The 19,427-nt window shown below is 60.5% G+C and carries 19 protein-coding genes and 1 riboswitch; of the genes, 7 read left to right on the forward strand and 12 right to left on the reverse strand.

Annotation, left to right across the window (positions count from 1 at the left end):
* The 3 genes from DLM86_RS18565 to DLM86_RS18575 all read right to left on the reverse strand — a co-directional run bounded on the left by DLM86_RS18565 (nt 1) and on the right by DLM86_RS18575 (nt 3,272).
* Nucleotides 1-1,269: a DegT/DnrJ/EryC1/StrS family aminotransferase gene (locus tag DLM86_RS18565; protein WP_110841552.1), complete on the reverse strand. Its 1,269-nt coding sequence runs from the start codon at nt 1,267-1,269 to the stop codon at nt 1-3.
* A 157-nt stretch (nt 1,270-1,426) separates the two neighbouring features.
* Entirely contained in the window at nt 1,427-1,948 is a 522-nt protein-coding gene (gene lepB, locus DLM86_RS18570) for a signal peptidase I (protein WP_110841553.1), read from the reverse strand.
* 121 nt (nt 1,949-2,069) lie between these two features.
* Nucleotides 2,070-3,272, reverse strand: coding sequence for a family 10 glycosylhydrolase (locus DLM86_RS18575; RefSeq protein WP_158289553.1), 1,203 nt, complete (start codon nt 3,270-3,272; stop codon nt 2,070-2,072).
* 302 nt (nt 3,273-3,574) lie between these two features.
* On the opposite strand from DLM86_RS18575, the gene DLM86_RS18580 reads away from it, so the two are divergent.
* On the forward strand, nt 3,575-4,621 hold the full coding sequence (locus DLM86_RS18580; protein ID WP_110841555.1) for an ATP-binding protein: 1,047 nt from the start codon (nt 3,575-3,577) through the stop codon (nt 4,619-4,621).
* Between the two features lie 50 nt (nt 4,622-4,671).
* On the opposite strand, the gene DLM86_RS18585 is transcribed toward DLM86_RS18580, so the two are convergent.
* The 4 genes from DLM86_RS18585 to DLM86_RS32760 all read right to left on the reverse strand — a co-directional run bounded on the left by DLM86_RS18585 (nt 4,672) and on the right by DLM86_RS32760 (nt 8,177).
* Nucleotides 4,672-5,436, reverse strand: coding sequence for a sulfite exporter TauE/SafE family protein (locus tag DLM86_RS18585; protein ID WP_110841556.1), 765 nt, complete (start codon nt 5,434-5,436; stop codon nt 4,672-4,674).
* 192 nt (nt 5,437-5,628) lie between these two features.
* A complete protein-coding gene (locus DLM86_RS18590) occupies nt 5,629-6,591 on the reverse strand; it encodes a type I phosphomannose isomerase catalytic subunit (RefSeq protein ID WP_110841557.1) in 963 nt (320 codons plus the stop codon).
* Nucleotides 6,588-7,229 carry a tRNA 5-(aminomethyl)-2-thiouridylate-methyltransferase MnmM gene (gene mnmM / locus DLM86_RS18595; RefSeq protein ID WP_110841558.1) on the reverse strand — a complete coding sequence of 214 codons (642 nt, stop codon included), beginning with the start codon at nt 7,227-7,229 and terminating at the stop codon, nt 6,588-6,590. Before mnmM ends, DLM86_RS18590 begins: the two co-directional genes overlap by 4 nt.
* Before the next feature lie 183 nt (nt 7,230-7,412).
* A complete protein-coding gene (locus DLM86_RS32760; RefSeq protein WP_245954708.1) occupies nt 7,413-8,177 on the reverse strand; it encodes a c-type cytochrome in 765 nt (254 codons plus the stop codon).
* A 162-nt stretch (nt 8,178-8,339) separates the two neighbouring features.
* A riboswitch (ZMP/ZTP riboswitch) is annotated at nt 8,340-8,418 on the forward strand.
* A gap of 65 nt (nt 8,419-8,483) precedes the next feature.
* Between DLM86_RS32760 and DLM86_RS18605 the strand changes: the two genes are divergently transcribed.
* Nucleotides 8,484-9,071 (forward strand): DJ-1/PfpI family protein, encoded by a 588-nt coding sequence (locus tag DLM86_RS18605; protein ID WP_110841559.1) that lies wholly within the window; start codon nt 8,484-8,486, stop codon nt 9,069-9,071.
* 351 nt (nt 9,072-9,422) lie between these two features.
* On the opposite strand, the gene mnmL is transcribed toward DLM86_RS18605, so the two are convergent.
* Entirely contained in the window at nt 9,423-10,379 is a 957-nt protein-coding gene (gene mnmL, locus DLM86_RS18610) for a tRNA modification radical SAM protein MnmL/YtqA (RefSeq protein ID WP_110841560.1), read from the reverse strand.
* A gap of 190 nt (nt 10,380-10,569) precedes the next feature.
* Nucleotides 10,570-11,874 (reverse strand): S-layer homology domain-containing protein, encoded by a 1,305-nt coding sequence (locus tag DLM86_RS18615; RefSeq protein ID WP_158289554.1) that lies wholly within the window; start codon nt 11,872-11,874, stop codon nt 10,570-10,572.
* A gap of 206 nt (nt 11,875-12,080) precedes the next feature.
* Here DLM86_RS18615 and DLM86_RS18620 point away from each other — a divergent pair, with 206 nt between their 5' ends.
* The 3 genes from DLM86_RS18620 (at nt 12,081) to trmB (ending at nt 13,826) form a co-directional block, all read left to right on the forward strand.
* The gene (locus DLM86_RS18620; RefSeq protein WP_110841562.1) at nt 12,081-12,536 is read left to right on the forward strand and encodes a hypothetical protein; all 456 of its coding nucleotides are present in this window, start codon (nt 12,081-12,083) and stop codon (nt 12,534-12,536) included.
* A 183-nt stretch (nt 12,537-12,719) separates the two neighbouring features.
* Nucleotides 12,720-12,926: a hypothetical protein gene (locus DLM86_RS18625; protein ID WP_110841563.1), complete on the forward strand. Its 207-nt coding sequence runs from the start codon at nt 12,720-12,722 to the stop codon at nt 12,924-12,926.
* 183 nt (nt 12,927-13,109) lie between these two features.
* Nucleotides 13,110-13,826: a tRNA (guanosine(46)-N7)-methyltransferase TrmB gene (gene trmB / locus DLM86_RS18630; RefSeq protein WP_110841564.1), complete on the forward strand. Its 717-nt coding sequence runs from the start codon at nt 13,110-13,112 to the stop codon at nt 13,824-13,826.
* Nucleotides 13,827-13,842: 16 nt separating this feature from the next.
* Here trmB and DLM86_RS18635 read toward each other — a convergent pair whose 3' ends face one another.
* From DLM86_RS18635 to DLM86_RS18645, 3 genes are all read right to left on the reverse strand, one after another.
* A complete protein-coding gene (locus DLM86_RS18635; protein ID WP_110841565.1) occupies nt 13,843-14,589 on the reverse strand; it encodes a sulfite exporter TauE/SafE family protein in 747 nt (248 codons plus the stop codon).
* 144 nt (nt 14,590-14,733) lie between these two features.
* The gene (locus tag DLM86_RS18640; protein WP_110841566.1) at nt 14,734-15,849 is read right to left on the reverse strand and encodes an MGDG synthase family glycosyltransferase; all 1,116 of its coding nucleotides are present in this window, start codon (nt 15,847-15,849) and stop codon (nt 14,734-14,736) included.
* A 58-nt stretch (nt 15,850-15,907) separates the two neighbouring features.
* Nucleotides 15,908-16,435: a phosphatase PAP2 family protein gene (locus tag DLM86_RS18645; RefSeq protein ID WP_110841567.1), complete on the reverse strand. Its 528-nt coding sequence runs from the start codon at nt 16,433-16,435 to the stop codon at nt 15,908-15,910.
* A gap of 196 nt (nt 16,436-16,631) precedes the next feature.
* On the opposite strand from DLM86_RS18645, the gene DLM86_RS18650 reads away from it, so the two are divergent.
* Both DLM86_RS18650 and DLM86_RS18655 read left to right on the forward strand, forming a co-directional pair.
* Nucleotides 16,632-17,807, forward strand: coding sequence for a glycosyltransferase family 4 protein (locus DLM86_RS18650; protein ID WP_110841568.1), 1,176 nt, complete (start codon nt 16,632-16,634; stop codon nt 17,805-17,807).
* 346 nt (nt 17,808-18,153) lie between these two features.
* Complete coding sequence (locus DLM86_RS18655; RefSeq protein WP_110841569.1) at nt 18,154-19,392, forward strand: glycosyltransferase family 2 protein; 1,239 nt, start codon at nt 18,154-18,156, stop codon at nt 19,390-19,392.
* Nucleotides 19,393-19,427: the final 35 nt, after the last annotated feature.

Raw genomic sequence — 19,427 nt, forward strand, 5'->3', positions numbered from 1 at the left:
TTATACGACGACCTGCAGCTCGCGATGCACCTTCGCGACCGCTTCGATAATGTCGTCGGCGTCCCCGTCGGTCAAGATCGGCGAGATCGGGATGTACGTCGTCCGCGGAATGAGATCGACCGCCTTCGGGCACATGTCCTCCGTATAGACGACCGGCTTGTTGAACGGGTAATTGTACGGGAATCCGTCCTTCTCCGCCGATCGCCGATGCAGCAGCGACGGGTTCATATACACCGGCTTGCCGCCGTACAGGATGTGCGCTTGGACGTTTTCGGCGTTCAGCGCCCGGTTGAAGGAAGCGGTCGCTTCGGCTGTCGGAAAAATAATGCCGAGGTTCGAGCCGATGCACCCGTCCGGGTCCGGGCAGGCGCGAAAGCGGATGCCGGGAATTTCGGCGGCGAGGGCGTCCGCGATCCGGTCGTGACGCTTCTTCATATTGGCGACGATCGAAGGCAGCTTTTTCCACTGCTCGAGCATGACGGCGCCGGAAAGCTCGTTCATCCGGTAGTTTTGGCCGGAGAAGGCGAAGGCGTCGTCGGGCGAATCGATGCCGTACCGGTCGCGGTGGCGGATCATGCCCTGGTCGTGGTAGCGGATCGCCCGCTCCATCAGCTTGACGTCGTGCGTCGCGACGGCGCCGCCTTCGCCGGACGTGATGATCTTGTTCATCTGGAAGCTGAACGTGCCGATGTCGCCGATCGTCCCGGCGTACCGGCCCTTGTAGCGGACGCCGCAAGATTGGGCCACGTCCTCGATGACGGCGATGCCATGCTTCTTCGCAAAGGCGACGACCGGGTCCATGTCGACCGGATTGCCGAGTATCGGCACGACGATGACCGCCTTGACGTCTTCGTCGTAGACGCGGTCCAGATCGGCCGGATCAAGGTTCAGGCTGTCGTCGACGTCGCAAAATACCGGAACGGCGTTGGAGCAGACGACCGCGCCCGCGGTGGCGAGAAACGTATTCGCCGGGACGATAACCTTATCGCCGTAGCCGATGCCGAGCGCCTTCATCGCCACGATGAGGGCGGCCGTTCCCGAGGTGACGGCCAGCGCATACGGGACGCCGAAATCGCGCGTCATCGCGTTTTCGAGCGCCTCGACCGCGCCCTTCATATGCGGTCCGTAATACCGGAACGGGGATTGGGCATAGATGACCTCGGACGCGAAATCGGCCTCTTCCTTGCCGTAGACGACGGCGCCGGGATAGTTCGGCGGAAGCGGACGGCTGCGGACCGGCGTCCCGCCGTTAATGGCCAGCTTGCTCATAGTCTCACCTTCGTTTCTTCGTATTGGCGCCTTTCGATAGGGATGGCGCCTCAGTTGTATTTAACTTGTAACTATATTGTAGCCGATTCCGCCTCCGCTTTCCTGCCTATTAATTGTCTCGAAATGCGTTCCGGGGCAAAAAAAAGAACCGTTGCATTCACAACGGTCCGATCCGGTTGAACGGGTAAAACCGGAAGACGACTTTGCCGACCAGCTCGCTTGCGTCGACGTACGGCTTCGGCCATAGATGGGCGTCATAGCTTTCGTTGCGGTTGTCGCCCAAAAAAAAGTATTGATTGTCGGGAACGGTGACCGGCCCGAACTTGTAGTTCATTTTGACGGTCAAATACGGCTCGTCCGCTTTTTGGCCGTTGCGGTACAGCGCGCCGTCCTTTACCTCGATCGTGTCGCCGGGAAGTCCGATCAGCCGCTTGACGTAGCGCACCTCGTCCCGTCCTTCGGCGGCATGGTTGAAGACGACGATATCGCCGTGCTTGTACTCGGTGAACGCCTTCAGCTTGAGCACGATCAGCCGGTCGTTGATGCGGATATTCGGCAGCATCGAGCCGCTCGGCACCTTGACCGCCTGTGCCACGAACGTCTGGATGAGCAGACTGAGGACGACGGCGATGACGAGCGGAGGCAGCCATTCTTTCAATACGGCTTTGGCGCGTTGCATGCGTGTGAAGCGCTCCCTTCCTGTCCGGCCGTTGGTCGCGCCGGCCGATTAGCTATGATCATTAAAGCATTGCGGGGAGGTCTCCGTCAAACCGGAGCGAACGGAGCGCGCGGGCGGGCCGCTACAGCAGCTGCTTCCACGATCCGTAATGGAAAAAGCAGAGGCCGTTCGCTCCGGCTTCCTCCGCGCGGCGCGCATATTCGCCGTACCGTTCCCGCGAAACGTCGTATTCCGGCGTCCGCAGCAGCCCGGCATAGACGGGTACGCGGCCGCCCGCCTTGCGGATCTGCCCTTCGACGACTCCCGCGAAGCTGCCCGGCTCCATCCAATAATCCATCGGGCAGACGAAATCGACGTAGCCCCGCTCGACCCACTCCCACCATTTCTGGCCGAAGCATTCGTATTCGCTGTCCGGGAGCATCGGCTCTCCGCGCAGCTCGTTGCCGTACGGCGCATTGTACCAGACGGCGGCCGACAGCGAGGCGTCGGGGCGGACGCCTCGAATCGCTTCGCGGATCGCGCCCACAAGGTTCGTCACGATGGACGCGCGGTACTCGGCCCACTCGGCGGGACGGTTCGCAAGAATCCATGACGCTTTGGCCGCGGTATCCGCCGCCGCGTCCGGGAGCGTGACGCCGTAGCGCCGCTCGAAGCCGTCCAGACAATCGTCGCAGAAGCAGTACCGGTACGTGCGGGACAGGACGAGCTTGTCGCCGATCGGCGGGTCGTTGTAGACGTTGCTCGCCTGTTCGACGAAAAAGGTCGTCTTCACGCCGTCGGCCGTTTCCAGCCGGATCGGCTGTCCCGCCTTGGGCAGGCCGATCCAATGGCCGGCGCTCTTCGTATCGATCACGAGCTTGCTGTCGTAATGGTAATATCGGATGAAGTCCAAATGAATGCCGCTCAAGCCCGGGAATTGTCTCAATAGCTCGGCGCACTGCGCGGATACGGTCCGCACGACGTCCGGGTGGCGCGGGTCGAGGACGTAGCCGTGTCCGGTAATCGGCTCCTCGTAGTTGGACAAGCCGTGTGCGTCCACGCAGTAGTACGACTTGTCGCGAAGCGTCAGCTCGTCCCGGTCGGCGACCCGCTGATGGAGCGTCGACACCATGCCGTGTATTTCGATCCCGCGGCTTCCGCACGCTTCCGCGAGCGCCGCCACGCGCTGCTCGGCCGATTCGGGATGACGTCCCGACAAGCTCAGGTGGACGAGCACCTTGCCGACCTCGTTGCGTTCGCACCACTCGGCGAAGGCGGCGATTTCCTCCGCGTTTCTGGCTTCGGAGCCCAAGTAGAGCCATACGGCGTTTTGTCTCGTTGTCATCGCGTTGCTCCTCCTGTCAGTCAATTCCAATCGTCTTCCATTATACCGAACCGGCCGCGCGAACGGAAATCCCTTTTTCTTTGCCGTCCCGCATGGTACACTCGAATTCGGAGGGCTGAATCGGCCTTTCCCGGTCTCGTTCGCGGTTCGTGCGGCGGGAACGCGGGGAGGGGAGGAAAGCGGCTCCATTGCGGCGGTCGGATGCGATTCATACGGAGAGGTTTTTGCGATACGAACACGAACGCTCTCTTCGGAGCAATTGCGCGGAACGGACCAGCAAGAGGCTAAAGGGCGTAGGATGAATGAACGTTTTCGATTTCGTCATGGAATCACCGGATATTGATTTCTATATCGCGTCGGTCGATGAACGGATGGAAGTAGTATCCGCGAACGCCAAATTCAAGGAAACGTACCGGGTTGACGTCGGCGACGCGCTGCCGGACAAGTCTCAGCTGCGCAAAGTCGTCTCGCTCGCGATCAACCAGAAGCAGAACGTGTCCGGCGTCGTCATCGAGGAGCCTTCCGGCGAGCGGGTGCTGCATCTGATCTTGTTTTGCTACCGGCTGGAGGCGGAGGAAGGCGATCGCTACCATACGGCGCTGTTCGACATTTCGGGCTTGAGCCAATACTACGAAATGAAGCTGATGAACGAGAAACGGAAGCTGATCGGCGACATGGCCGCGGGTACCGCGAACAGCATCCTCAATCCGCTCGCCGTCGTGAGAGGGAGCCTCCAGCTGATCGAGGCGACGCTGAAGGCGAACCTCGCCTCCAATCATTTGTCCGACCATCTCGTTTCCCAAAGCGTCGACCATTATATTACGCTGGCTACCCACCAAGTGACGGAGATCAGCAAGTACGTCAAGCGGTGGCTGCATCTCGGCAAGCCGTTTCAGCTTCAGCTGCGGCCGGTGCTCCTCTCCGCCTTTCTGGAGTCGTACGTGCCGTCCGTGCAGAAGGAGGCGATCCGGCAAGGCGTTTCGCTCGTCTGCGAATACCCGGCCGTCGACGGCCATCTGCTGGTCGACCCCTATTACTTGCAGGAAGTGCTGAACGAGTTTATGAAAAATTCGTTCGAGGCGACGAACGGCAGCGGCCGTATCCGGCTCGCCGTCGAGCTGACCGGCGAGGGGGCGGCGTTCACGATCCGCGATTCGGGACCGGGCATCGCCGAGGACGTGATGAAGCAGGTGAAGGATCCTTTCTTCACGACGAAGGAGGATTCGATCGGATTGGGCTTGAGCTTCTGCGAGGTGGTGCTGCACAAGATGGGCGGACGCTACGAGCTGAAGGGGGACGAAGCCGGCACGGAGGTGCGCATCTCGCTTCCCCGCGTACCGGCGGAATGAAACACAAAAAAACGGCTGCGCGCTTCGGCGTCGCGGCCGTTTTCGTTTCCTTACGACAGCAGATCCCAAATTTGCTTGCCGATCAAAAGCGCCGTGACTCCGACGAACAGCGGCTTCACGTAGCTCGCGCCTTTGCGGATGGCGAACCGGGAGCCGACGAGCGCGCCCGCTACCATGGCTAGAGCCATCGGTACCCCGTAATACGGATTGACGTAGCCCATGAACGCGAACGTGGCGAGACTGCCGACGTTGCTTGCCAAATTGAGCGCTTTGGCGTTGCCGGCGGCCGTGACGAAGTCGAAGCCGAGCAGCACGAAGGCGAACAGCAAAAACGAACCGGTCCCCGGACCGAAGAAGCCGTCGTAGTAGCCGATCGCGAACGCCGCGACGGCGCCCAGCACCGCAATCCGCGTCGTCAGCCGCGTAAAGGCGGGACGGTCGGGTCCTTTTTTCTTGAACAGCGTGTATACGGTTACGGCGACCAGCATCACGATGACGAGCGGCTTCAGGAAATCGGGCGGGAGGAGGCGGACCGTATAGGCACCGGCGGCCGAGCCGACGAGCGATAGCGGGAACCATTTCCGGACGAGCCTGACGTCCATTTTGCCCGACATCAGAAACGAAATCGAGCTCGTGAGCGAGGACATCGTACCGCCCAGCTTGTTCGTGCCCAGCACGATTCCCGGCGGCAGGCCGGTCCACAGCAGGGCCGGGACGGAGATGAGCCCGCCCCCGCCGACGACGGAGTCGACGAACGAGGCGACGAAGCCCGCGGCGATGAGAAACAGGATGATGTCTAACGTAGGATGTTCCATGGGCGTTTGTCTCCCGTACGATGAAGTATAAGGCAGGATGCGCAGAACAGTACGATTATAGCGGACGGCCTGCGGGCCGTAAAGACGCAATCCGTTTACAATTCCTTCCTCGCGTTAAAACGAAAGAGAGCCCCTTCGGGAGGCTCTCTTGTCGGCGGGCGGCTTGCGTGGCGCCCCGCTGTACGGGATGATCTACGGCAAGTAGCTGCGCAGGACGGTCGCTTCGCCGTTCAGCGCGTATTCGGGCAAATCGGCGGGCAGCAGGAAGCAGGCGCCGCGCTCGAGCTCGAGCGAGCCGTCCGCCCATTCCAGCGTTCCGGTCCCCTCGCACACGACGAGGATGGTGAAGCTGTCCGGCGCGGCGGATAACGTCCACCGGCCGCTCGTTACGCCCTTCTCCACGATGAAATAAGGGGAGGCGGCGATCCGAAGCCAGTCGTTGGCGGCACGGACGTCCGTCTTCATCCGGGTCGCGCCGCTGCCCTCGTAGGCGGTGACGTTGAGCGAATCCTCGATATGCAGCTCTCGCGGCTTGCCGTCGAGCCCGAGCCGGCCGTAATCGTACAGCCGGTAGGTGGTGTCCGAATTTTGCTGGATTTCCGCGACCAGGACGCCCGCGCACAACGCGTGAACCGTACCGGCCGGAATGTAGAACGAATCGCCGGCGGACACCTCGACGACCTGCAGGCAGTCCATGATCCGGTTGTCGGCGATCGCCCGGGCCATCGACTCGCGCGTCACGCCGGGGTTCAGCCCGTAAATGATTTTCGCGCCGGGCTTCGCGTCGAGCACGTACCACATTTCCGTCTTGCCGAGCTCCCCTTCCGGAAGACCGGCGTACTCGTTGCCGGGGTGAACCTGCACGGACAAGTCGTCGTTGCAGTCGAGCAGCTTGACAAGCAGCGGGAAACGGCCGTTTACGGCGTAGCCCTTCGCGCCGAAAACCGACTTGCCGTACCGTTCGCGCACTTCGTCGAGCCCGAGTCCGGCCAGCTCGCCGTTGATCACCTTGGTCGTGCCGTTCGGATGATCGCCGATCATCCAGCCTTCGCCGATCGGTCCGTCGGGTAGCGACAGTCCGAACTGCTCGAGCGCTCGGCCTCCCCAGACGCGTTCTTTCATTTCCGGCTTGAATCGGAGCGGATATGGTTTCATTCGTCGGTTCCCTCGCTTTCGTGTCCATCCGGAAAAGGATGCGCCGCGCGGACGGTCGGCTTCTTCTTGCGTTCGACGGCGATGACGTAGGGCGGATGACCGCTTCGGTTGGCGAACCGGTATACGACCGTCCGATACTCGGTCTCGGGCAGCGATTCCGCCCACCGCTCGACCCGTTCGGCTTCCTCGCCTCCGCCTTCGTGGCCGGGGTACAGGACGACGGTCAGCACGCCGTCCGGCTTCAACAGGGAGATCGCCGTCTGGAGCGCCGGGATCGTCGATTCCGGGCGGGTGATGATCCGCTCGTCGCCCCCCGGCAAGTAGCCGAGGTTGAACATGACGGCGGCGATGCGGCCGTGCAGCTCTTCCGGAATCGCCTCGCGCATCTCCGCATGGCTGCGCAGCAGCAGCTGCAGCCGCTTCGGCGCGTCCGGAAGCGCGGCAATCCGTTCGCGGGCCCGCGCGAGCGCCTCGGCTTGAATATCGAAGGCAAAGACGGCGCCCTGCGGGCCGACCGCCTTGCACAAAAACGCCGTATCCGCCCCGGTGCCGACCGTGGCGTCTATCGCAGCGTCGCCCGGACGAATCCGGTCGGCGACGCAGCGGTGAGCGAAGCTCAATACGGATAAGAAGCCCATACGCATCCTCCGGGTGGCTGATCGAATTTTCCAGCGAAAACATACCATATCCCCGCGCCGAATACAATAGCCCTCACGTCATGGGACGAGAGGGCATGGAAGCATTCGGAATACCGCAGCCGCACGAACCGGCGTCGTCGACTCGCTAATGGAGGTGGGCTTGATCGGCCGGTCGGCGGAACGTCATTTTTTGGCGGCGAGCCAGCCGGCCAGCGTCTCGATCGCCTCGGCGTCGAGCTTTTTTTCGAAGCCCGGCATTTTCGAGCCGCCTTTCGCGATTTGCGTCATGATTTGCTCCTTCGTCAGCGTGCCGCCGACCTTCTGCAGGTTGGGGCCCGATTTGCCTTCCAAGCTGCCGCCGTGGCACGCCATGCAGTTTCCTTTGAACAGCTCCTCGGCTTTGGCGGTTGCGGTCGTGTCGGCGGAAGGCTGCTCCTTGGCCGGCTCCGTTTTGGCCGGCTCGGTCGGCTTGGGCGCCTCGGTTTTCGGAGGCTCCGTCTGGGGCGCGCCGGCTTTGGGCGATTCGGTCTGGGCGGTTGCGCCGCTCGGCGCGGACGGCGCATTCGCGCTCGGCGTGGCTGCCGGCTTCGGCGTCTCGGTTTTCGGCGTCCCGGCTTGAGGCGCTTCCGCATTCGGTTCCGTTTTGGGCGTCTCGATTTTGGGAGCTTCCATCTTGGACGGTTCCGCTTGGGGCGAGGCGGGTTTCGCCGTACCGGCACCGGATGCGCCGTCGGTTTTGGGCGCTTCCCCTTTGGGGGCATCCGCCGGCTTGGGCGCTTCCGTCTTGGGTGCTTCGGCGGTTTTCGGCGTATCCGCCGGGGGCCGGCTCTCCGCTTCGTTTTGGGCCGTTTGCCCGGCGTCGGACGTCGACGCCTCCCGTTGTCCGCCGCAGGCGGCCGTTGTCAGCAAAACGGCCAGCGCCAAGGGCAGCAGCGCTTTTGTTTTCATGGAAGTTCCTCCTCCGTTCGACGGTTCGTTTCGCGAGCTCTCAATTAGAAGGAACGGCTTGGTAGGCCGATCGGTTCGACGGCGACGTCCTCCTCCTTCGTGCGCATTGCGATTGACGGTTGTCGGAATGTTCCGATAATATAAGGGGGACGAATACGATTCGTATCGCCGCGCAACTGGCGTAACATGGGTCACCATGAGGGAGCGCCGCGTCATACCGCCGTACGCCTGGGCAAAGCGTTTGGTCGACCGACCGGATGCTTTTTTGTTTTATTCGATTCTTTTAGGGAACAGGGAGGCGTTGGGATGAAGATGGCGTTCGTGTTGTTCGACGGAATGACGACGCTCGATTTCGTCGGTTTTTACGACGTGATCACGAGGCTGCGGGTGATGCGGCTGATGGAGGACGTTTCCTGGGATTTGTGCGGGGTGAAGGAGGAGGTGTGCGACGAGCTCGGCGTTACGATCCGGGTCGGTCTCGTTCGTCCCGATTTATCCGGGTACGATTTGGTGTTCGTGCCGGGAGGAATGGGGACGCGGGCGCTGCGCCACGACGATGCGTTCGTCGGGTGGCTGCGTACGGCGGAGCGGGTGCCGCTGCGGGTGTCGGTTTGTACCGGGTCGCTTTTGCTGGGGGCGGCGGGATTTTTGCAGGGACGGCGAGCGACGACCCATCCGCTTGCGTACGATTTGCTCGAGCCGTATTGTGCGGAAGTCGTCCGGGAGCGCATCGTCGTCGACGGCAACGTCATCACGGGGGGCGGAGTCAGCACGTCGATCGATCTGGGGTTGTATTTGCTGGAGCGGCTTCTCGGCCCGGAGCCGGTCCCGGATGTGATGCGGGTAATGGACTACCCGTATTACGAGACGGGGAAGTACGGGCATCGGCCGTAGCGGGTCGGGCGGACAAGGGGGGCTGGGCGGGAACTGCAGCGCGAAGGATGCTCGGTGCGGGGCGGCCATGCGTATTGCAGGTAGTATATATGAAATTGTGGATAAGATGTGTATAATTCGTGTAGAAACTTATATACACTATAATACACGTGTGGATATATATAATTTACGGGACAGAATCGGCGTAGGCAGACGCAGGAGGTCGGACGGTTCGCGAAAGCTTCTTGTCCGGTACGCTATACGCCGGATATGCAAAAAGAGCGGTTCCTTAGATCTTCCAAGAAACCGCTCTTTAATGGTTGTTCCGGCCGCTTCTGTCCTAGGCCCGAACCGCTGCCGCGAGGACCGCGCTCATCGCCCCGCCCACAGCTTGCCCTGCCACGTATCGCGCGCCTTCAGCTCCGCGTCGATCGCGTTCAGCACTTCCCACTTCTTCAAGCTCCACATCGGTCCGATCAGCAGGTCGCGCGGCGCGTCTCCGGTCACCCGGTGCACGATCATGTCCGGCGGCAGCAGCTCGAGCGTATCGACGACCAGCTTGACGTACTCGTCCTTCTCCAGGAAACGGACGAGACCGGCCTCGTACTGCTTCACCATCGGCGTCTTGCGCATCAAGTGGAGCAGGTGCACCTTGATGCCCTGCACGTCCATCGCCGCCACCGCGCGCGCCGTATCCAGCATCATCTCGTGCGTCTCGCCCGGCAAGCCGTAGATGATATGCGCGCAGACGCGAATATTGCGCTTGCGCAGCTTCTCGACGGCGTCGAGGTAGCACTGCGTGTCGTGCGCCCGGTTGATCAGCTCGGAAGTGCTCTCGTGTACGGTTTGCAGCCCCATCTCCAGCCACAGGTACGTCCGTTCGTTCAGCTCCGCCAAATAATCGACGACGTCGTCCGGCAAGCAATCGGGCCGCGTCGCGATCGACAGCCCGACGACGCCGGGCTGCTGCAGAATGACCTCGTAATACTCGCGCAGCTCTTCCACGGGCGCGTACGTGTTCGTGTACGCCTGAAAGTAGCCGATATATTTCGCATCCGGCCATTTCCGGTGCTGCCGGTCGCGGATGGTGTTGAATTGGGTGACGAGATCGTCGCGGCGGCTGCCGGCGAAGTCGCCCGACCCTCTGGCGCTGCAAAACGTACAGCCGCCGATCGCGATCTTGCCGTCGCGGTTCGGGCATGTGAAGCCGGCGTCCAGCATCACCTTGAACACCTTCGTGCCGAATTGCTCCCGCATTTCGTAATTCCACGTATGAAATCGCTTCTCTCCCCATAAGGCGGGGCGGACAGCGGAATGTTGTACCGTCATCGGTCGACTGCTCCTTTATCGCTTTCGGAAAAATTCCGTTCTTCCTATTGTAACAGAATGCGAACGGACATGAGAAGCGAGCCTCCCGATCGGCGGGAGCCGACGGGAACGTGCCCGTGCACGGTAGCCGGGCCCGGAACGAAACAAGCCCCGCGAGGGTATTCCTCGCGGGGGCTTATCCGCTGCGGCGTCAGTTGGCCGGCTTGTCACCGTTCGGCGTTTCGCCTTCCGGCGTCGCCGGCAATTCCGGCAAAGCGCCGCCGCCGATACCCGGCAGCTCCGGCGCGTTCTTCGCTTCGTCCGGCAGCTTGATGTCGACCTGCTCGTTGTAAGCTTTATACTCGGCGGCGATCTCCATGTCCATTCCTTCGAGCGGCATCGTGTCGGTGGCCGGGTACCCGATCGACAAGGAGAGATCCATCCGGTCGATCAGCTTCGTGCTTTCGTCGAACACCATCGTGCCGTTCATGGACAGCGACATCCGGGCGAGATCGGCTGCGTCCGGCAGCGTGCCCAGCAGGTTTTTGTCCTGGACGACCGAGCCGAGCGCTTTCATGATCGATTCGAAGTCATGGATTTTGCCGTTCACTTCAATCGTCCGCTTGCTCGCGCCGTCGACCTCCTTCACGCCGAGATCGCGGTAGAAGAATAGCTTGTTGAGCAGGGCGGCGTTCATCGAAGCGCCGTTCTTCTGCAGGTCGATCAGCTGCTCGAACGTATACGGCATCAGCTTCGAGGCGTTGTACCATTTTGCTGCGCCGCTGCCGGTCGGGTCCGGCATTTTCATGAACACGCCTTCAGGGACGAAGAATTGCTCCATCTCCATCGTCTGGGGAGCGTCCGGAATCGACGGCATCTTCATGCTCGTCGTCATGTGCATGCCTTTCTCCAGGTCGAAGGCCGCTTCGCTATACACCGATACGGCGACCGAGCCCGGAACCGGAAGCCCCCCCTTCAACCGGATCGCCATCGATTGGTCCATGGAGAACCGGAACGACTTGAGCTCCGCCTGCTTGGCATACGACTGCTCCAGCCATTCGACCACCTTGGCGTCGTTGGCGAGCGACGCTTGAATCGCTTGCCGGGCGGCGGCAGACGGTACGAGAGCGGAGTCGCCGAGCGATACGCCGAATTTCGCTTGCAATCGGTCGAGGGCGTCGCCGTCGGCGAAGCCGAGGAAACGGGCGAGCACGTAGCCGGCTTCCTGCTTCGTAATCGGCTGGTCGGGGCGGAACGTGCCGTCCGGATAGCCGTCGAGGATATGGCGTTCGATCAGCGCGCGGATCGGTGCGGCGTACGGGGAGTCCGCCGACACGTCGGCTGGATGAGCGATGCTCTCGTCGGCCGGAGCCAGCTTCAAGTGCTCGGCGACTTGGCTGAAAAATTGTCCCCGCGTCAGCGGAGCTTCCGGAGAAGCGCCGGCCGCGAAGGTCGGCACGGCGGACAACGACAGCGCGAGAATCGCGGCCGGAACAGTGACGAAACGTTTTTTCATTGGGAACTCTCCAATCGAATGGTATGGATACGACTCTATTAATGAAACGAATCGTATCGGTTCTTCATCTACTATTACGAGGATGGGAGGGAAACGTTTCATCCGTCGGGCTTCGAAGCCGAAGCGATTGCGGATGGTATAATTTGGGGGGGACGGTGGTGATATAATGTGAGGAGGAGACTCCAATCCGAAAGGGGAAGACGGGTTTGAAAGGGAAAGCTGTCGTCCTGCTGATGCAGCTGCTTATCGTCGCGGGCATGGGCCTGCTGCTGCTGTTCATCGTCAATCCGGGCATCCCGATCGGCTGGCTCGTCAACCCCGGGCACCGCAAGGTCGCGCAGGAATGGCTGACCGAGGCGTCGAACGGGCGGTTCGAGGAGGCATCGCATGCGATCGGCCATCCCCGCAAGGAAGAATGGATCCGGGGGATGCAGCGGTTGAAGGAAGAGGGCTTTTATCCGATCGGCTTCGAGCGGCTGAAGGTGCCGCACGACCGCGAGCTCGGGGACGGGCGCGTCCATATCGATTTCATGGAGAACGGTTCGAAAAAAACGTACTATGCGATCCTTACGTTCGGTGGCGGCAGCGTCGGCCAGGTTTGTATTTTTTCGCCGCAAACGGAACGAACCGAAGCGTGGAACAAGCTGAATTGCCACTATTAACGGGCTTGGCTCAGGCCGAAATCGAGGCTTGTGCGGGCCGTTTTTTTCTTGCAATACCTTACATGATATGTTATATTAAAACCAAGCAAAATCCTTTAACCACCGCACTTTTCGCAGTTTCGATCTTAGGATTCGTCGATTCAGGGCATACTGGGTACAAAATACTCGAATGAGGTGAGGTCCATGAACGCATCGTTTGCAATTCCGAACGGCGACGAAACGATCACGGTAGAACTGACGTTGAAAGAAGCGATGGCCTTGAGCGGCGGAATCCGTTTTCGCCCGGAAAGCAAAATCGCCTTGAGCGCGAAGAAGAAAGTCCGCAAAGTGTTGGAACGCAAAATGATTCCGGACGGCGACCGCATTTCGTACCACTCGCTGGACGTCTAACCGTACAGTCATCACTCACGGGAGCGCAGCCCCCGCTTCGCATCGGCAGATGCGCCAAGCGGAAGCCGCGCTCTTTTTGCATCGAACGAAAGCGGGCGTCCATCGGGCGGACAAGCTTTTCTTTTGACGCGAAATACACTATGATGAGTATTCGTACGGGCAATACACAGGTGGGGGATAACGATGCGACTGAGAGGCAGGAAAGGCATCCGCGAGACGATCGAGCGGCAAACCGATCTGATCGTTCTGGATCCGCAAAACTGGAAGGGCCGCTGGGCCGAACGTTTCGGCAACGACAAGCCGATTCACGTCGAGCTCGGCATGGGCAAGGGGAAATTCATCAGCGAAATGAGCGTGCTTCATCCGGAGTGGAACTTCATCGGCGTCGACATGTACGACGAGCTGATTCGCCGGGCCGGCGACAAGGCGCGTGCGGCCGCGGGCCGGGAGGACGGAGGAGCACCGGACAATCTCGCCTTGGCGCTGTTCAATATCGAACGGATCGAGGACATGTTTGCGGAAGGGGAGCTTCGGCGCATATATTTGAACTTCAGCGACCCGTGGCCGAAGAAGAAGCACGCCCGCCGCAGGCTGACGCATCCCGCGTTTCTCGCCAAATATGCGCGCATGCTCGACCGGTACGGGGAAATTCATTTCAAAACCGACTCGCGATCGCTGTTCGAGTTTTCGCTCAACGCGTTCGCGGATATGAATATCCGGCTGCGCAACATTTCGCTCGACCTGCATAAGGACGGGCCGGCGCCGGACAACGTCATGACCGAATACGAGACGAAGTTCGCCGGCCAAGACATGCCGATTCACCGGCTGGAAGCCGTCATCGGCGAAGACGCGCTCGCGGAGCATGTCGATCGTTTGAAACGCCAAGGGGTTACGTCATGATCCCGTGGCGTTTTTTTCATGCCGCCAGCAGCAGCCGGATCGCTCCGAGCGCGGTGAAGACGAGGATGAGCCTCTGGAAATGGCTCTGCGAGATCAGCGGCACGATCCGGATGCCGACCCAGGCGCCGAGCAGGATGGGGGCGACCATCCATAGATCGAAGACGAGCATTTCCGGCGTCATAAGCCCCAGGGAGGCGTTGAACGGAAGTTTGATGACGTTGACCGCGAGGAAAAACCAAGCTCCGGTGCCGATAAATTCGTTTTTTTGCAGCCCTTTCGACAGCAAATACATCGTCATGATCGCCCCCGCCACGTTGCCCACCATCGTCGCGAAGCCGGCCAGCACGCCCATGGTCGCCTGAAAGGAAGCCGACCGGGCAAACGAAAATCGCATTTTCGCCTCCAGCCGGTCCTTCGCCAGATGGAGCCCGAGGAGCGCCAAGATGAGCGAGCCGAGCAGCACGGATAGCTGGCCGTCCCCGATTCGGAACATGACGAAGAAGCCGAGCAAAAGGCCGGCGAGCACCCAAGGGATCAGGGAGACGAGATGCTTCCAGACGACCGTCTTGCGATAATGGGCGACGGCGACGATATCGCCGGTAATGAGCATCGGCAGGATGGCGCCGACCGATTGCTTGGCCGGGAACACGATCGCCATCAGGGCGACGGCCAAAATGCCCACGCCGGATATGCCCGTCTTGGAAAAGCCGATCAGTACCGCCGCCGCTGCCGCCAACGCGATTTGAACCCAATTCCATTCCATCGGCCTCATCTCCCGCAAACGTGTCGTCATCGCTCGACGATTAGCATAACATATGGAAGCCCGGTTGAGGGATGTCCGCTGCGAAAAAGAAAATCCCGCTTCCGCGTACGCGAAAGACGGGATATGGGTAGGCCGTTTCGGCCGTTACGACAGCATGCGCATGATCGCCTGGTGGCACGTTTGCGGATTGTAGGCGGTCGAGGCCAGCGCAAAGCCGCGCTGCACGCGATGCGTGCCCGGCGCTTGGCGGACGAGCCGCTCGAACCAGTAGTCGACCGTCTCCAGCGACTTGATCTGCTCGCCGAAGCCTTGCTCGGTGAAGTATTGGCAATTCTCCTCTTCCTGCCCCGGGATCGGGCTGTAGAACAGCATCGGCAGCCCTTTGGCCATGCCTTCCGTGCACGTCATGCCGCCCGGCTTCGTAATGAGCAGGTCGGAGACGTCCATCAGCTTGTCGATTTCGCGGGTAAACCCCATCAGGCGGATGTTCGGATGCCGAAACCGCTCGTCGTCCGCCAAACGGGTCAACGCTTTCTCGTTGCTGCCCATGCAGAAAATCAGCTGAAGCCGGTCCCGCCAGCGGGTCATATGCTCGAGCAGCTCCTCGTGCTGGACGATTCCCCAGCCGCCCCCCATGACGAGCACGGTCGGCAGCGGCTTCAGCCCGAAGCGCAGGCGCAGCTCCTCGCGATTGTGATGCCTCCAGAAGTTCGGATGGACCGGAATGCCGGTCACGTCGATGTGCGACTCCGGCACGCCCCGATCGAGCAGCTTCCGCTTCACCTCTTCGGTGGAGACGAAATATTTGTTCACTTCCGGATTGATCCAGGTGCCGTGCGCGTCGTAGTCCGTAATGACGGTACACAGCGGCACCGACAGCCCCGCGCGCTTCAGCCGCGAGACGACGGCGCTCGGGAACGGGTGGGTGCAGACGATCGTGTCGGGCTTCAACTGCTTGATGATTTCCGCCGTCTGCCCGTAGAACAGCCGGTGGAGCGCCAGCCGGGTAAGCCGGTTCAACGATTTCTTGTATTGCGAACGGTAGACGAAGCCGTACAGCTTCGGCTGGGACGTAATCGTTTTCCGGTAGGCCGAGAAAATGAGCGGCGCCAGCGTCGGATGCAAAAAAGCGCCCAATTCCAATACCCGCGTTTGCAGCTCGGGGGACAATCGGCGCAATCCGACGGACAAGGCGTGGGCGGCTTGCGTGTGGCCGGCCCCGAATCCTTCGGAAAGCAGCAAGATTCGTTTCTTTCGCACAGACCGTCACCTGACCTTTACCATCAAAAGGAATAACCTAGTTCTAACAATAATGATTTCAACCGAGAATTGCAACCGTCGCGAGGCCTACCGTCGAGCCGATAACGATGCCCGCCGCGCAGTCCGACGGATAATGCAGGCCGAGGTAAATGCGGGAGACGCTGACGAGCCCGGCCAGCGGCAGCAGGAAAAAGCCGATCGCGGGAGCGGCGGCGACAAGCGGTACGGCGACGGCGAATATCGCGGTCGAATGTCCGGACGGGAACGAATGGTCGGATAACGGGTTTTTGCCTATATTCGTTTCGGGAAGGACGAGATAAGGGCGGCGACGCGGATACGTGCGCTTCACGACGGCGACCGGAATGTGGCTGACCGCGAGCGCGATCAGGCATTCCCAGCCGGCCAGGCTCCACTTGCCGATGCCGGCCAAGCCGATAAGAAGCGACAGGGCGATCGTAAACGTTGCGCCCCCCATATGGGTGATAGCGGAAAACGCCTTGTCGAGCACGGCGTTCCGCGCTCTGCGATTGACCATATAAAACAGCTGCCGCTCGCGATGCGATAGCCAACTGACCATGCGGCTCATGATGCCGATCCCTCCCGAACAAAATGTGCAGCCAGAGTATATTCACCCGTATTGTAAGCTACAATTGTTACTGGAGTGTTAAGCCCGCGTCAAATCGACGGAACGACGATTTTTAATAATCGGATTATACGACGCTTACAAACGATTTTTACAATGGGGGGTGATTCGCGAATATACGTAACGGGAGGGAATGGCGATGCGCGTCGCGATTTTCACGGATACGTTTTTGCCGGACGTGAACGGGGTTGCCGGTACGCTGGGCCGATGGGTCGGCTATTTGGAATCGAAGAAGGTGCAAGTGCAGGTGTATGCGCCGGGCCATCCCGAAGGCGCTTTCGATCGATACGGGACGACGATGGTGCACCGGTTCGCCGGCATACCGTTCGTATTGTACCCGGAATGCAAGCTGGCTATCCCGAATCCGTTCCACATCCGCAAATCGCTCCGGCAGTTCCGACCCACCCTCGTTCATGTCGCCACGCCTTTCAACCTGGGCTTGTACGGGCACCGTTACGCCCGGAAGCGGGGCGTTCCGCTCGTCGCTTCCTACCATACCCATTTCGATCGCTATTTGTCCCATTATAAGCTGCAGTGGCTGGAGCCCGCGCTGTGGCGCTATATGATCTGGTTCCACCGCGATTGCCGTACGGTTTATGCGCCTTCTCCGTCGACGGCGGACCATTTGCGCGCGAAAGGAATCGGACCCGTCGAGCTATGGCCGAGGGGCGTGGATACCGGGCGCTTCCACCCGGAAGCCGACCGCGGCGAAGTGCTCCGCCGGTACGGGGTAGCCGAAGACCGCTTCGTCTACTTGTATGTCGGACGCATCGCCGCCGAGAAAAGCGTGGACGTGCTGCTCGACGCCTTTCGCGCTTTGCCGGAAGATGTCGCGGAACGGTCGCGGCTGGTCGTCGTCGGCGACGGTCCGATGCTGGCCAAGCTGCGCGAATCGCACGCCGGCTCCGGCCGGATCGTCTTTACCGGCTTCGTGCAGGGGCAGCCGCTCGCCGAGCTGTACGCGGCCGCGAACGCGTTCCTGTTTCCGTCTGATACGGAAACGTTCGGCAACGTCGTCCTCGAGGCGATGGCGGCCGGCACGGCGGTCGTCGGAGCGGCGGCCGGGGGCGTGGGCGATATCGTCGCTCACGAAATGAACGGCCTGCTGTGCCCTCCCGGCGACGCGAAGGCGTTTGCGGCCGCGGCGACCCGGCTGTACCGGGATCGGGAGCTGCTCGCGCGGCTGTCCGAAGGCGGGCGGCGGCATGCGCGGATGCAGTCGTGGGACGCGATTTTCGCCCGTCTGCTGCGCAGCTTCGAGGCGGTCGCCGCCGGGACCGAAGGGAAAAAAGTCGAATCCGTTCGAACCGTATGAACAAAATTAGGACTTCCATGACGTTGTTTTCTGGACGGGCTCCCAAGTATAATAGGAGGGGCGGGCGGCATGTAAGGCAAAAAAAGGTTTACGTACGGATGTGTCGGCGGCAAGTAAAACAAGCGTAATTTGATGAAAATAAGAAGGAATCTGCTGGAATGCGCGAGCCTGCAGTTTCCTGCGGCCGGAAATCCTTTTTTACCATTCAATTGGCGGAATCGAGCGAAAATGAGATTTTGACAAATGGATGCAAAGAGAGGAAAATCATATTCGGCTACGTCAGAAAACCAAAAACATACACCGAACCATATGTAGAGAGAACATTCGGGTGTAAGGGGGTCACATCTTGCTGGACATCATCATTCTCGTAGTGCAGGTGCTGCTGGCCGTACTCGGAGCATACTCCTTGTTTTTTTCCTTCTTCGGGTTTTATCGGAAAAAGCGCACTCCTGCCGTTCCCGCCCAGAAAAGGTTTGCGGTTCTCGTAGCCGCCCACAACGAGGAAAAAGTCGTTGGGGCGCTGATCGAAAACCTGAAGCAGCTCGATTATCCGAAAGAATTGTACGACGTTTTCGTCATTTGCGACAACTGCTCGGACCGCACCGCGGACATTGCGAAGCAGATGGGCGTACACGCTTGCGTCCGTCACAATCCGAACCTGCGGGGCAAAGGCTTCGCCATCGAATGGATGCTGAAGGAACTGTGGAAAATGCCGACCGCTTACGACGGCGTCGTCATTTTGGACGCCGACAATTTGGTCAACGCCGATTTCCTGCAGCACATGAACAACGAGCTGTGCTCGGGCTCGAAAGTCATTCAAGCTTACCTGGACACGAAAAATCCGAACGACTCGTGGATTACCGCCGCTTACGCGATCACGTATTGGTTCTGCAACCGGCTGTGGCAGCTGCCTCGGACGAACTTGAAGCTGGCCAACTTCCTCGGCGGCACCGGCATGTGCTTCGACTCCGGACTGCTGAAGGAAATGGGCTGGGGCGCGACAAGCCTCGTCGAGGATTTGGAGTTTACCGTCCGCTGCGTCAAGCGCGGCATTAATCCGACGATGTGCTACGACGCGAAGGTGTACGACGAAAAGCCGCTTACGTTCAAGGCGTCCGCCCGTCAACGGCTGCGCTGGATGCAAGGACATTTCGACGTCGCGCGCCGCTACTTCTTCCCGCTGCTCTGGCAGGGGATCAAGGAGCGCAGCTGGGCGAAGATCGACACCGCGATTTATACGTTCAATGTTTACAACGTGCTGCTCGGCTTCATTTTCAGCGCGATTTTGTGGATAGACGTCGCCCTGCCGGGCACGCCGCACTTTACGTCGCTGTACGAGTACGTGCCGACCTGGCTCATGGTTATCGTAACGGCGCTCGTCTATCTGGGCTTCCCGATCGCGATGGCGCTCGAGAAGGTGAAGTCTTGGAGAATGTACGCCGCGCTGATCACGTACCCGATTTATTTGGCTTCGTGGTGGCCGATTACGCTGTACGCGTTCTTCACCCAGAACAACAAGCAGTGGAGCCATACGCAGCATACGCGCGTCATCCGACTGGAGGACGTGCAGAGCAAGCAAGTATGAAGATGAGACGTACGCGTGCGGCGGAAGCCTCCGTC

This window comes from Paenibacillus flagellatus (genome assembly GCF_003217775.1).
GTDB lineage: Bacteria > Bacillota > Bacilli > Paenibacillales > NBRC-103111 > Paenibacillus_AB > Paenibacillus_AB flagellatus.